The sequence below is a fragment of the Rathayibacter sp. AY1B7 genome, from assembly GCF_002932735.1.
In the GTDB taxonomy this organism is placed as follows: domain Bacteria; phylum Actinomycetota; class Actinomycetes; order Actinomycetales; family Microbacteriaceae; genus Rathayibacter.
In genome coordinates this window covers 115,957-128,272 of sequence record NZ_PSWK01000008.1, presented here as the reverse complement: position 1 = coordinate 128,272, position 12,316 = coordinate 115,957, and the positions used below count along the sequence as shown (strand labels likewise).

Below are 12,316 nucleotides of genomic sequence, written 5' to 3'. Positions count from 1 at the left end.
CGCACGTGCAGCTCGGCGAGGTGCCTCACGGCCGCGCCCGCCCTCGACGCCGCCGCGATCATGGCCCGCTGCGACGAGCTCGCCGCGGTCTCCTCCAGCCGCGACGGCATCGAGCGGGTCTACCTCTCGCCCGAGCACGCCCGGGTGAACGCGATGGCCGCGCGTTGGATGACCGAGGCGGGCATGCGCACCTGGCAGGACGCGGCCGGCAACCAGTGCGGCCGCTACGAGGGCGCGACTCCGGGACTCTCGGCGCTTCTGCTCGGCTCGCACCTCGACACGGTGCCCGACGCGGGCCGCTACGACGGGATCCTCGGCGTGATGCTCGCGATCGCCGTGGTGTCGCGCCTGCACGGGGCGGGCCGGCGCCTGCCGTTCGCCGTCGAGGTCGTCGCGTTCGGCGACGAGGAGGGCACCCGCTTCGGCACAGCGCTCCTCGGCTCCCGCGCCCTCGCCGGCACCTGGGACGAGCACTGGTGGGAGCTCGAGGACGCCGACGGGACGACGCTCGTCGAGGCGTTCCACGAGTTCGGGCTGGACCCCTCGCGCATCCGCACCGCCGCGCGCGACGCGCAGGACGTTCTCGCCTACCTCGAGGCGCACATCGAGCAGGGCCCCTACCTGGAGGAGGCGGACCGCGCCCTCGCCGTGGTCTCCTCGATAGCGGGCGCCCGCCGCTTCGCACTCACCCTCACCGGCAAGGCCGGGCACGCGGGCGGAGTTCCGCTCGACCGCCGCCGCGACGCGCTCACCGGGGCGGCCGAGGCCGTGCTCGCGGTGGAGCGCATCGCGCGGGAGCAGGGCGTGATCGCCACGGTCGGCCGGCTCGAGACCTTCCCGGGCGCGGTCAACGTCATCCCCGGCCGGGTCGAGTTCAGCCTCGACCTCCGCGCCGAGACCGACGCCCAGCGCGACGCGGCGTGGGACGCCATCGAGCACGCGATGTCGGAGTCGGCGTCGCTCCGCCGTCTCGCGCTGACGGTGGAGGAGACCCATTCGGCCCCCGCGGTCGTCGCCTCCTCTCGGCTGCAGGACGTCGTGCGCGCGGGCATCCGCGCGACCGGGGACGCGGAGCCGATGGTGCTGTTCTCCAAGGCCGGCCACGACGCGATGGCGGTCGCCGACCTCGCCGAGTACGCGATGCTCTTCCTCCGCTGCGAGGGCGGCGTCAGCCACCACCCGGACGAGAACGTGACCGAGGCCGACGTCGCGACCGCGCTCGACGCGTTCGAGGCGGCCGTGCTGGCGCTCGCCGACGGGACGCCGACCGCGTGACCCCCGCCCCGGCCCCCTCGACGAGCATCGGTCACCGCATCGATGCCGGCTACGCCGCGCTGTCTCGGCAGGAGCAGCGGGCGGCCGACTTCATCCTCGACCACCTCGGCGACCTGGCCGTCTACACGGCGACCGAGCTCGCCCAGCACAGCGGAGTGTCCAAGGCCACGGTCTCGCGGCTGTTCCGCCGCCTGGGGTTCTCGAACTCGCAGGAGGTGCGCGAGCACGCCCGGGCGCTGCGGTCCTCCGGTGTGCCGGTCGGTCCCGCGCAGGGACAGGGGGATCCGCTCGCCGCGCACCTCGAGAGCGAGCGGGCGAACCTGGCTCGGCTGGCCGCCGCGTTCGGCGACGGACGGCTGGAGGAGGCGGTGCGGCTGATCGCGGGAGCGCGCGAGGTCGTCGTGATCGGACTGCGCAACAGCTACCCGGTGGCGCTGCACCTGCGCCAGCAGCTCGCGCAGGCGCGCGGACGCGTCCGGATCGCCCCGCAGCCCGGCCAGTCGCTCGGTGAGGAGCTCGAGGGGCTCGGAGCCGAGGACGTCGTGGTGCTGGTCGGCTTCCGCCGCCGCCCCGCCTCCTTCGCGGCCCTGATCGGGACGCTCGCCGCGCGCGAGGTGCCCGTGGTGCTCCTCGCGGATCCGCCCGCCCGGCGCTACGCGGAGCACGCGGCGGTCTGGCTGGAGTGCCCGGTCGACAGCGGCACGGCGCTGGACAGCTACGCGGCGGCGATGAGCGCGGTCGCGCTCGTGGCCTCCGGAGTGCTCGGGGCGTCGCCGAGGGAGTCGCGCGAGCGGATCGCCGGGATCAGCACGGCCTACGCGGAGCTCGCCGAGCTGGAGGACCGGCCGTGAGCGAGGCGGCGGAGCTGATCCGCGCGCACGCCAAGGACCCCGTCGGGCAGGCTGACCCGACTCCGGCCCTCGGCCGGGCCGAGCTGATCACCCTCACCTGCGGCGACCGGATCGAGCTGCGCGTCGACGGCGGCGCGGAGCAGGTGCGCCTCGCCTGGAGCGGGCGGGGGTGCGAGGTCTCGCGGGGATCCGCGTCGCTGCTCGTGGACGGTCTCGACGGGCTGCCGGCGTCGGACATGCGGGAGCGGATCGACGCGTTCCTCGCGGCAATGGCGCACCGGGAGGGTGCACTCGCCGGCGAGGAGCAGGCGCTGCTCGCGGTGGCGGGCAACCCCGTCCGCTCCGTCTGCGCGACGCTGGCCTGGCGGGCGCTGGCCGCCGCCCTCGACGACGCGGGCCTGGCGTGAACCGCTCAGTCCGGCCCGTCGCGGTCGGCTCCCGACCACAGATCGCCGCACTCCACCCCCCGCGCGCCCCTCGCGCGGAGCAGGTCGCGCGCGCCGGAGTCGCCGTGCACGCCCTCGAGGAGCTCCGGCCAGTGGTCCCGTCCCAGCAGCACCGGATGACCGGGCCGACCGCGGAAGACCGCGCGGGCGAGCACGTCCGGCGCGACCGGCGCCTCCGCGAGCAGCCGGGCCCCCACGCTCGGCGGCTCCTCGGGCAGGTCGACCAGGGCGACCAGCGCGGCGACGCCCTCGGCCGCGGCGAGACCCGCGCGGAGCGACGCCGAGAGGCCGCTCTCCCACTCGGCCGCGACGACCACGTCCGCGGACGGCGGCACCAGGAGGCGCGCCCGTCCGCCCTCCGCGCCCAGGACCACGAGCACCCGCCCGCAGCCCACCGCGCGGAGCCTCTCGGCGGCCCGCTCCACCCAGGGAACTCCCGCCGCGTCGCGCCGCAGCGCCTTCGGGCCGCCCGCCCGGCGCCCCGCACCCGCCGCGAGCACCAGCCCGACGAGGTCCCGACTCCCGACCAGATCCATCCGACCATCGTGCCGCAGGCCGAGCCCCTGCTCCGCCGGACGAAGGAGACCGCATGACCGACACCCGATCCGAGACCGCCCGCGACGTGCTGCTCGCGTGCCTCGCCGTCCCCCGCTGGGCCGACGAGGTCGCCTCCGGCGCGCCCTACCCGTCGGCCGACGCGCTCGCCGACGCGGCCGAGCGGGCCGCGCGCACGCTCACCGAGGAGGAGGTGGAGGCGGCGCTGGCCGACCACCCCCGGATCGGCGAGCGGCACGCGGGCGCGGGGCGCTCCTCCGCGTTCTCGGCCGCGGAGCAGGCGGCGAGCCGCACGGGCGACGAGGAGCTGACCCGGCGGCTGCTGGCCGGCAACCGCGCCTACGAGGAGCGGTTCGGGCGCGTGTTCCTCCTCCGCGCGGCCGGCCGCGACCGGGCCGAGGTCGTCGCGGAGCTGGAGCGGAGACTCGGGCTCGACGACGAGACGGAGGCCCGCATCGTCGCGGAGCAGCTGCGGGAGATCACGGTGCTGCGGGTCCGCGGCCTCGACGACGGGCGCCTCGTCCGGGCGGAGGCCGCACGATGAGCGGGCACGCCAGCCGCGTCACCACCCACGTGCTCGACGCCGTCCGCGGCCGCCCCGCGCGCGGGGTCCCGGTGGCTCTCGACGCCCGTGCCGGCTCCGGCTGGGAGCGCCTCGCCGAGGCCCGCACCGACGACGACGGCCGCGTGGCGGCCTTCGGGCCGGAGCGCCTGGCCGCCGGGGTGCACCGGGTCGTCTTCGACACCGGCGTCTGGTTCGCCGCCTCGGGCACCGAGTCGTTCTACCCCGAGGTCGTCGTCGCCTTCCGCCTCGACGACGAGGAGGCGCACTTCCACATCCCGCTCCTGCTCAGCCCCTTCGCCTACTCGACCTACCGGGGCAGCTGATGCAGCTGCAGGACGTCCTCGACGCGCCGCAGCTGCGGCTGCGCGTGCTGGTCGCCGGCGACGGAGCGCTCGCGCGGCCGGTCGACGGCATCTTCACGACCGATCTCCTCGACCCGCGCCGCTACATCTCGCGCGACCAGCTGGTGCTGACCGGTCTGGTCTGGCGTCGGGACGCCCAGGACAGCGCGGCCTTCGTCGCCGCGGTCGCGGACTCGGGTGCCAGCGCTCTGCTCGCCGGCGAGGGGCTGCTGGGCTTCGTGCCGGACGACCTCGTCGTCGCCTGCCGCGAGCACGACGTCCCGCTGATCGCCGTGCCGGCCGATGTGTCGTTCGGCGCGATCACGGCGCACCTGTCGAACGCCCTCGCCGGCGACCGCGTGGCCCGGCTGACGGCCGCCCTCGCCCGCCAGCGGGAGCTGCTGACCGAGGTCTACCGGGGGCAGCAGCTCGACGAGCTCGTCACGCGCACCTCGCGCGAGCTCGGACTCCCCGTGTCGGTGCTGACCGCGACCGGCCGGACCGCGGCCTCCGCCTCGCCCCTGGGGCTGGGGGAGATCGAGCGGGTCGTGCACGCGGCGCTCACGGCCCGGCGCAGCCCGGTCGTGGTCGCGGACGCCCGCGGCGGCGCCCTGTCGGTCCTCACCGTCGCAGGCGCGGGCGAGCACCGCGCCACCTCCTGGCTGGTCGTCGTCGGGGGCGACTGGAACGACTGGCCCGCCGCAGTACTCGACGCCGTGACCGAGCTCGCCGGAGTCGTGGGGGTCTACCGGCTGCAGCGGGAGGCGGCGCTCTCGGCCGACTCCGCTCTCGCCGACCGCCTGCTCGAGCTCGTGGAGGAGGACAGCGAGCAGCCCGAGGCCGCGGTGTACCTGCGGCAGCTCGGACTCGGCGGCGCCGGGCGGTGCGCCGTGGTCGCCGCCGAGTTCGAGGGCGACGCGCCCCCGGACCTGGCGCGCCGTGTCCTGGTCGACGCCGCCGCGCACCTGGGCCGCGCCGTGGTCGGACGCGACGCCCAGGGCTGCGCGGTGGCGGTGCTGCCCACCGAGGCGACCGATGCGACCCCCACCGGCGCGGATCCGCTCGCCGTCGTCATCTCGGCGCTGCGACGAGCGGGAGCCGCGTGGCCGGGCGCCGTGCTGCGCGTCGGGACGAGCGCCGCGACTCCGCTGCCCGCGCTCGGCGGCGCCCTCCGCTCGGCACGCTACGGGATGCTGCTGTCGGGCTCTCCGGGCGACGACGCTCCGGTGCGGGTCAGCGACTCCGGGGAGGTCACCTCCGCCGTGCAGCTGCTGAGCGCGGTCCCCGACCACCTGCGCTCGGTGTTCGTCGAGCTGGTGCTCGGGCGGCTCGTCGAGCACGACGCGCGCTACGGCTCGCAGCTGGTCGCCACGCTCGCGGCGTTCCTCGACTGCGGCGGCTCGTGGGTGCGCACGGCGGAGCAGACGCACCTGCACCTGAACACGGTGCGGTACCGCATCGCGAGGGTGGAGGAGCTGACGCAGCGCGACCTGTCGGACACCGCGGACCGCGCCGACCTGTTCCTGGCGCTGCGCCTGCGCTGACGGCCGGGTGCGCGCGGTCCGCACCGCGCTTCCCGGGCCGGCCCCGTCACTCCGGAGCCACGATCCGCCTGCCCCGGACGTACACCGCGGCGATCGCCGGCTCGCGCAGGGTCATCAGCAGGGCGAAGAGCAGCTGGGCCGTCGCCTCCTCCTCGTCGTCCGCGCGGATCCCGTGGGCGAGGACGTCGGCGAGCGGCTCCCACCGGTCGGGCTCGATGCGGAGGAAGTCCGCGTCCTTCCCGGGGTCGAGGCTGCCGAACCGGTCCTCCTGGTCGAGCGCCCGCGCGCCGGCGAGCGTCGCCGTGAACAGGAGCTCGGCCGGATGCAGGGCGACGGCCGCGTCGCCGGGCTCCGAGAGGTGCACCTTGAAGGCGTCGTTCGCCACTCGCGCCAGCAGCCACTCGTCGCCCGCGCCCACGTCCGTGCCGAGGGCGACGGTGACCCCCGAGGCGACGGTCCGGCGCCAGGGCATGGTGCCGGAGCCGAGGAACTGCTGCGAGGTCGGGCAGTGGGCGATCGAGGTGCCGGTCTCCTCCATCCGGTGCAGCTCCGCGTCCTGGCAGTGCACGGCGTGAGCGAGGATCGTGCGCGGCCCGAGGAGGGAGGAGCCGCCGCGCGCGGAGCCGGGCAGGAAGAGCCCGTCGTAGGTGTCGAGGTAGCTGCGGGTGCCGTACGAGCCGAGCACGGCGGCGATCTCGCCGTCGCCGGGCCGGTCGTTCTCGTTGAGGTGGCTGTGCACGTAGACGCCGCGTCCGCGGACGTCGTCGTAGAGGTCGCCGAGCGCTCCGAGGGTCCGGGGAGTGACGGACAGCGAGAACCGCGGGACGAGCGCGACCTGCAGGAGCGGGTCCCTCCCGTGCCAGCGGTCGATCTCCTCCGACGCGAGCGTCAGCGCCTCCTCCTCCGAGGTGATCAGGGGCGCCGCCGAGGCCGGGCCCGTGGTCTGGATCCCGCGCCCCGACACGATCCGCAGCCCCGCCTCGCGGGTGCGCTCGAAGAGGGCGTCCTGCGCGGCCGGGAACGCGGAGCCGAAGACCATCGCGGCGGTCGTGCCCGCGGCCACCCGTCGCCGGGTGAAGGCGCGCGCGACGACGTCGGCGAACTCCGGGTCGGCGAGCCGCGCCTCCGCCGGGAACACGGTCCGGTCGAGCCACTCGAGCAGCTGGCCGCCGCCGAAGCCGTCGGTCGAGAACGTCTGGGGGAAGTGCACGTGCGCGTCGACGAAGCCGGGCAGCAGGATCGACGCGGCGTCGCCGGAGACCGGCAGGAGCGCGAAGCGGTCCGGCAGCTCGCGGTACGGACCGACCCAGGCGATCGTGCCGTCCTCGTCCACGGCGAGAGCGCCGTCCGGGATCGACACCAGCGACTCCCGCGCGGTCGTGAGCGTCGCACCCCCGGCGACGTGCAGCACGTGCCCCCGGTGGACGCCCCCGGCGCCGGTCACACCAGGCCCGTGTAGGCGGTCCAGGCGGATCCCGCGGGCGGCGCGTCGTCGCGGGCGACGCTCGCCTGGATCAGGCCGTAGGGGCGGTCGGCGGCGTGGAAGACCTCGTTGTCGTTCTCGACGCCGAAGGGCGACAGGTCGTAGACGAAGTGGTGCTTGTTCGGCGCGGAGAGACGGATCTCGACGATCTGCGGGTACTCCTCCAGGACCGCCTTCCCCATCTCGAAGAGCGTCTGCTGGAGGGCGAGGGAGTGCACGGTCGCGAAGCGGCTCGTCATGAGCGCCTTGACGCCCGCGTAGACCGCCTCCCAGTCCATCGCCGCGATCTCGTCCTCGCTCAGGGCGAAGCGCCACTTCGCGACCAGCGAGGTCGCCATCACCCGGTCGTTCGTCGGCTGGAGGACCGTGTACGGGTCGGTGAGGAAGCCGTGGAACTCGCTCCCCGTGGACTTCAGGATCGTGAGGTCCTTGAAGCCGCCGGTGATCCAGATCCGCCGCTCCTCGCCCGAGCCCTCGACCGTGACCGACGCGATCCGCGTCTCCTGGCCCTTCCGGACCCAGGTGTGGTCGTGCTCGCGCCCGTCCACCAGCACGCGCTCCCAGGCGAACTCCTCGATCTCGATGCGGGCGCCGTGGACGGGCTCGTAGCCGTCGACGAAGTGGCGGGCCAGCTCGAGGCCGTAGGGCTCGATCGAGCGCAGGCCCTTCTCCTTGGCGAAGGCGTACGCCGTCTGCTTCTGCGTGTCCGTGGGCAGGACGGCCGACTGGTCGCCCTCTCGGTGCGCGGCCTCGAAGTCGCCGCGGAGGGCCGTGGAGACGTTGACGTCGTGGATCTCGTGCCGCGGGGTCTCGCGGTAGATCCGCACGACGCGGTTCTCGGCCTTCCCGTACTGGTGGTCCCCGAGGATGATCGACATGTCCGCTCCTGTCCGTTCCGTGCGGCCGGGCCCGGTCACGCGGTGGTGACCGTCCTGCTCGCGGCTCCTGCGAGCCCGTCTGCCAGCCTCGCGCCTGCCGGGGGCTCCGCGCACCGGCGGAGCATCCCGAGGAGCCGCCGCCGGGACTCCGAGTCTTGTGCGATCCGCCCGCTCCGCGGCTCCGACCCGCCTCCGTTCACACGCTCGAAACCTGCCGATGACACGGCGGCGCTCGGCGTGAGCGGGGGAGCTCCCCGAGGTGTCGTCAGGGAGGCGGGGCATCGGCGGGTCGAGGTCAGGGGCGGCTGAGGAGGCGCCCGGCGGGCGGGACCGTCGCGGCGGTGACGCGTCGGCCGCCGACCCAGGTGGCGGCGACGGCGCCGCGGAGGACGCGGCCCTCGTAGGCCGAGACGGGGTTCCGGTGCGAGAGGGCGTCGACGTCCACGCGCCACTGCGCCTCCGGGTCGAACGCGACCAGGTCGGCGTCGGACCCCGCGTGCAGCAGGCCCTTCTGGCCGAGCCCGGCGAACGCGGCGGTCGCCGTGGACATCCAGGCGACGACCTGCTCGAGCGGGATGCCCCGCTCGCGGGCCCCGGTCCAGACCGCGCGGAAGCTCAGCTCGAGTCCCGAGATCCCGCCCCAGGCGACGCCGAAGTCGCCGCCCGCGGGGAGCTTCAGCTCGGCGGTGGCGGGGGAGTGGTCCGAGGCGATGATGTCGATCGTCCCGTCGAGCAGCCCCTTCCAGAGCAGCTCGCGATTGCGCTCGTCCCGGATCGGCGGGCAGCACTTGAACTGCGTGCCGCCGTCGGGGATCGAGCCGGCGTCGAAGGTGAGGTAGTGCGGGCAGGTCTCGGCGGAGATCGGCAGCCCCTCGGCCTTCGCCTCGCGCAGGAGCGGCAGCGCGTCGGCGGAGGAGAGGTGCAGGATGTGCGCGCGGCAGCCGGTCTCGCGGACGGCCTCGATCACGTGCAGGATCGCGCTGCGCTCGGAGGCGGGCGGGCGGGAGTCGACGAACGCGCCGTAGGAGGCGTTGGGCTCCAGCGCGCTCGCCTCCAGCTCGGCCGGGTCCTCGGCGTGCACGATCAGCAGTCCGTCGAAGGCGGCGATCTCGCGCATCGCCTCGACGAGCTGCTCCCGGCTCAGGTGCGGGAACTCGTCCACGCCGCTCGGCGAGAGGAAGCACTTGAAGCCGAAGACGCCCGCGTCGTGGAGCTCGCGCAGCGTGCCGAGGTTCGAGGGGATCGCCCCGCCCCAGAAGCCGACGTCCACCTGCGCCTGCGGCCCGGCGGCCGCGCGCTTGGCCTCGAGCCCCGCCACCGTCGTGGTCGGCGGGATCGAATTCAGCGGCATGTCGATGATCGTGGTGACGCCCCCGGCGGCGGCCGCGCGGGTGGCGGAGGCGAAGCCCTCCCACTCCGTGCGGCCCGGCTCGTTGACATGCACGTGGGTGTCGACGATCCCCGGGATCAGGACCTGGCCCTCGGGGAGGACGATCTCCTCCGTGGTCCGCCAGGGGGCGTCCCGCTCGCCGACCGCGACGATCAGGCCCTCGGCGATCGCGATGCTGGCCGGACGCCGGCCGTTCTCGGTCAGCACATCGGAGGCGCGGATCACGAGGTCGAGGAAGGGAGCGTCGTCAGGCATGGATCGACCCTATACTCGGCATGTTTCCTGCGTGTGAGCGCCCGTCGGCGGCTCCGCCCGGCCTCCCCGCAGCCCCGGCGCCGTCGCCTCCCGTCCGAGAAGAGGAGGCCGTCGTGCTCGACATCGCCGCCCCCCTGCTCGAGCGCGTCGAGGCGGGCGGGAGCGTCGCGGTCGTCACGGTCACGCACGTCTTCGGCTCGGCTCCCCGCGCTCTCGGCTCCTCGATGGCGGTGGACGCGGAGGGGCGCGCGATCGGCTCGATCTCCGGCGGCTGCGTCGAGGCGCAGGCGTACGCGCTGGCCCAGGAGGTGCTCGGCACCTCGGGCAGCGCGTCCGAGCACTTCGGCTTCGACGACGAGGCGGCCTTCGCCGCGGGCCTGTCCTGCGGGGGGCAGCTGCGCGTGTTCGGCCAGGTCGTCGACTCCGGCTCCACCGCGGTCCTCGCCGAGCTGCGCGCCGCCCGCGCCGGCCGCTCGGCCGCGCTGGCGATGGTCGTCGGCGGCCCGGAGGAGCTGATCGGCCTCGTCCTCACCGGAGCGACGCGCCTCCAGGACGTCGTCGGCCCGCACCTGGACGAGGACACCGCCCGCCGCATCCTCGCCGAGCGCGAGGCGCGCCTGGCCTCCGGCCGCTCGGCCACGGTCGAGACCGCCTGCCGGAGCGCCGAGCTCGAGATCGCCTACATCGTGCACGCCGAGCGGCCGCGCCTGCTGATCTACGGCGCCGTCGACTTCTCCGCCGCGCTCTGCTCCGCCGGCGCCCTGCTCGGCTACCGCGTGACCGTCTGCGACGCGCGTCCGGTGTTCGCGACCGCCGAGCGCTTCCCCGGCGCCGACGAGGTCCTCGTCGAGTGGCCGTCCGACCACCTCGCCCGCGCCGAGGTCGACTCGCGCACCGTGATCGCGGTGCTCACGCACGACGAGAAGTTCGACATCCCGCTGCTCGAGACCGCGCTCGCGCTCCCGGTCGCCTACGTCGGCGCGATGGGATCGCGGCGCACCCACGAGCGGCGGCTGCGGCTGCTGCGCGAGGCGGGAGTGACGGAGGAGGCGCTCGCCCGCCTGCACTCGCCGATCGGCCTGGACATCGGTGCGTCGACGCCGGAGGAGACGGCCGTGTCGATCCTCGCGGAGGTCCTCGCCGCGCGCACGGGGACGTCCGGGGAGCCGCTCGCGGGGCGCTCGGGCCCGATCCACGCGGCGCGCTGAGCCGCACGTCCTCCGCTGACCGCGCGCCGTCGTGATCGCCGGCCTGCTCGCACTCCGGCGGGAAACGGCCGCGAAACACCGCGCTGCCATGCTCGGGGCATGCAGCGCCACGTCCTCACCGGAGCCCACGTCGCCACCGTCGACGCGCACGGGACCGAGCACCCCGTCGGCCACGTCGTCGTCGACGACTCCCGCATCGTCGCCGTCGGAGCCGGCGACCCTCCGGCGTGGGCCCTCGACGGACGGTCCCCGACGGGCCTGCCGGCGCAGGAGGCGATCGCGCTCACGCGGGTCGACGGCCGCGGCCACCTGCTCACTCCCGGGCTCGTCAACACGCACCACCACCTCTACCAGTGGCTCACCCGCGGCTGGGCGCAGGACTCGATCCTCTTCGACTGGCTGGTCGCTCTCTACCCCGCCTGGTCCCGCATCGACGCCGACCTGACCCGCTCCGCCGCCCTCGGCGCGATGGGCGTCCTCGCCCGGTCCGGCTGCAGCACCGTCGCCGACCACCACTACGTCTTCCCACGGGGCTCCGGCGACATCGTCGGCGGCATCGTCGACGCGGCCGGCACCCTCGGCCTCCGGCTGCACGCGACCCGCGGGTCGATGGACCTCGGCGAGTCCCTGGGCGGCCTCCCGCCGGACTTCGCCGTCGAGACCACGGCGGCCGCGCTCCAGGCCAGCGGAGAGGCGGTCCAGCGGTACCACGACGCCTCCGCCGACGCGATGGTGCGGGTCGCGATCGCCCCGTGCTCGCCGTTCTCGGTGACCACCGACCTGCTGCGAGAGTCGGCCGTCCTCGCCCGTCAGCTCGGGGTCCGGCTGCACACCCACGGCTCCGAGACCGTGGAGGAGGACGCCTACACGCGGGAGGCGTTCGGCCTCTCGCCCACCGACCACCTGGAGTCGCTCGGCTGGCTCGGGGACGACGTCTGGATGGCGCACTGCGTCCACCTCGACGCCGACGCGATCGCGAAGTTCGCGGCCACGGGCACCGGAGTCGCGCACTGCCCGTCCTCGAACGGCCGGCTCGCGGCGGGCATCGCGCCGATCCCGCAGCTGCTGGCTGCGGGAGCCCCGGTCGGCCTCGGCGTGGACGGCGCGGCGTCGAACGAGTCCGGTCAGCTCGGCTCCGAGATCCGCGCCGCGGTGCTGATGAACCGCCTGCGCGCCGGCGCCGACCGGATGAGCGCCCGGCAGGCGCTCTCGGTCGCCACCATCGGCGGGGCCCGGGTGCTCGGCCGGCAGGACGAGATCGGCTCGATCGAGGTCGGCAAGCTCGCCGACCTCGCGCTCTGGCGGATCGACGGGATCGAGCACGCGGGCATCGCGGACCCGGTCGCGGCCCTCGCGCTCGGAGCGCAGCCCCCGCTGAGCCTGCTCCTGGTGCAGGGTCGCCCGACGGTGCGGGAGGGACGGCTGGTGAACGCGGACGAGGACGCGATCGCCCGCGAGGTCGCCCGGGCGAGCACGGAGCTGGCGTCGCGCGTCTGAGCTGCGGCAGCCGATCGGCGCTCAGCCC

The 12,316-nt window shown here is 75.3% G+C and carries 12 protein-coding genes; 8 read left to right on the top strand and 4 right to left on the bottom strand.

Annotated elements, in window-relative coordinates; genetic code table 11:
* From C5C95_RS06775 to C5C95_RS06765, 3 genes are all read left to right on the top strand, one after another.
* Positions 1–1,275 (top strand): allantoate amidohydrolase (locus tag C5C95_RS06775; RefSeq protein WP_258072634.1); only part of this gene is annotated, 1,275 nt, incomplete at its 5' end.
* Positions 1,272–2,126, top strand: coding sequence for a MurR/RpiR family transcriptional regulator (locus tag C5C95_RS06770; protein ID WP_219812189.1), 855 nt, complete (start codon positions 1,272–1,274; stop codon positions 2,124–2,126). The genes C5C95_RS06775 and C5C95_RS06770, both read left to right, overlap by 4 nt.
* A complete protein-coding gene (locus C5C95_RS06765; protein ID WP_104324100.1) occupies positions 2,123–2,533 on the top strand; it encodes an iron-sulfur cluster assembly scaffold protein in 411 nt (136 codons plus the stop codon). The genes C5C95_RS06770 and C5C95_RS06765 overlap by 4 nt, the downstream gene beginning before the upstream one ends.
* A 5-nt stretch (positions 2,534–2,538) precedes the next feature.
* Here the strand turns inward: C5C95_RS06765 and C5C95_RS06760 are convergent, their stop codons facing one another.
* The gene (locus tag C5C95_RS06760) at positions 2,539–3,108 is read right to left on the bottom strand and encodes an NTP transferase domain-containing protein (RefSeq protein WP_104226649.1); all 570 of its coding nucleotides are present in this window, start codon (positions 3,106–3,108) and stop codon (positions 2,539–2,541) included.
* Between the two features lie 53 nt (positions 3,109–3,161).
* Between C5C95_RS06760 and uraD the strand changes: the two genes are divergently transcribed.
* The 3 genes from uraD to C5C95_RS06745 are packed head-to-tail and all read left to right on the top strand — an operon-like array spanning position 3,162 to position 5,577.
* Positions 3,162–3,671, top strand: a complete 510-nt coding sequence (uraD, locus tag C5C95_RS06755; RefSeq protein WP_104234584.1) for a 2-oxo-4-hydroxy-4-carboxy-5-ureidoimidazoline decarboxylase — start codon at positions 3,162–3,164, stop codon at positions 3,669–3,671.
* The gene (gene uraH / locus C5C95_RS06750) at positions 3,668–4,015 is read left to right on the top strand and encodes a hydroxyisourate hydrolase (RefSeq protein WP_104262995.1); all 348 of its coding nucleotides are present in this window, start codon (positions 3,668–3,670) and stop codon (positions 4,013–4,015) included. Before uraD ends, uraH begins: the two co-directional genes overlap by 4 nt.
* Positions 4,015–5,577, top strand: coding sequence for a PucR family transcriptional regulator (locus tag C5C95_RS06745; protein WP_104324099.1), 1,563 nt, complete (start codon positions 4,015–4,017; stop codon positions 5,575–5,577). The genes uraH and C5C95_RS06745 overlap by 1 nt, the downstream gene beginning before the upstream one ends.
* A 46-nt stretch (positions 5,578–5,623) precedes the next feature.
* Here C5C95_RS06745 and C5C95_RS06740 read toward each other — a convergent pair whose 3' ends face one another.
* From C5C95_RS06740 to allB, 3 genes are all read right to left on the bottom strand, one after another.
* Entirely contained in the window at positions 5,624–7,021 is a 1,398-nt protein-coding gene (locus C5C95_RS06740; RefSeq protein WP_104324098.1) for an amidohydrolase family protein, read from the bottom strand.
* Complete coding sequence (gene pucL / locus C5C95_RS06735) at positions 7,018–7,938, bottom strand: factor-independent urate hydroxylase (RefSeq protein ID WP_104324097.1); 921 nt, start codon at positions 7,936–7,938, stop codon at positions 7,018–7,020. Before pucL ends, C5C95_RS06740 begins: the two co-directional genes overlap by 4 nt.
* A 295-nt stretch (positions 7,939–8,233) precedes the next feature.
* Positions 8,234–9,583: an allantoinase AllB gene (gene allB / locus C5C95_RS06730; protein WP_104324096.1), complete on the bottom strand. Its 1,350-nt coding sequence runs from the start codon at positions 9,581–9,583 to the stop codon at positions 8,234–8,236.
* Positions 9,584–9,696: 113 nt separating this feature from the next.
* Here allB and C5C95_RS06725 point away from each other — a divergent pair, with 113 nt between their 5' ends.
* Positions 9,697–10,791, top strand: coding sequence for an XdhC family protein (locus C5C95_RS06725; protein ID WP_219814745.1), 1,095 nt, complete (start codon positions 9,697–9,699; stop codon positions 10,789–10,791).
* A gap of 99 nt (positions 10,792–10,890) precedes the next feature.
* Positions 10,891–12,288 (top strand): 8-oxoguanine deaminase, encoded by a 1,398-nt coding sequence (locus C5C95_RS06720; RefSeq protein ID WP_104324094.1) that lies wholly within the window; start codon positions 10,891–10,893, stop codon positions 12,286–12,288.
* Positions 12,289–12,316: the final 28 nt, after the last annotated feature.

Bases quoted from the DNA above. Each gene is read 5' to 3' on its own strand.
- C5C95_RS06745 (WP_104324099.1), top strand. From the start codon at position 4,015: ATGCAGCTGCAGGACGTCCTCGACGCGCCGCAGCTGCGGCTGCGCGTG.
- uraH (WP_104262995.1), top strand. From the start codon at position 3,668: ATGAGCGGGCACGCCAGCCGCGTCACCACCCACGTGCTCGACGCCGTC.
- C5C95_RS06760 (WP_104226649.1), bottom strand. From the start codon at position 3,108: ATGGATCTGGTCGGGAGTCGGGACCTCGTCGGGCTGGTGCTCGCGGCG.
- uraD (WP_104234584.1), top strand. From the start codon at position 3,162: ATGACCGACACCCGATCCGAGACCGCCCGCGACGTGCTGCTCGCGTGC.
- allB (WP_104324096.1), bottom strand. From the start codon at position 9,583: ATGCCTGACGACGCTCCCTTCCTCGACCTCGTGATCCGCGCCTCCGAT.
- pucL (WP_104324097.1), bottom strand. From the start codon at position 7,938: ATGTCGATCATCCTCGGGGACCACCAGTACGGGAAGGCCGAGAACCGC.
- C5C95_RS06720 (WP_104324094.1), top strand. From the start codon at position 10,891: ATGCAGCGCCACGTCCTCACCGGAGCCCACGTCGCCACCGTCGACGCG.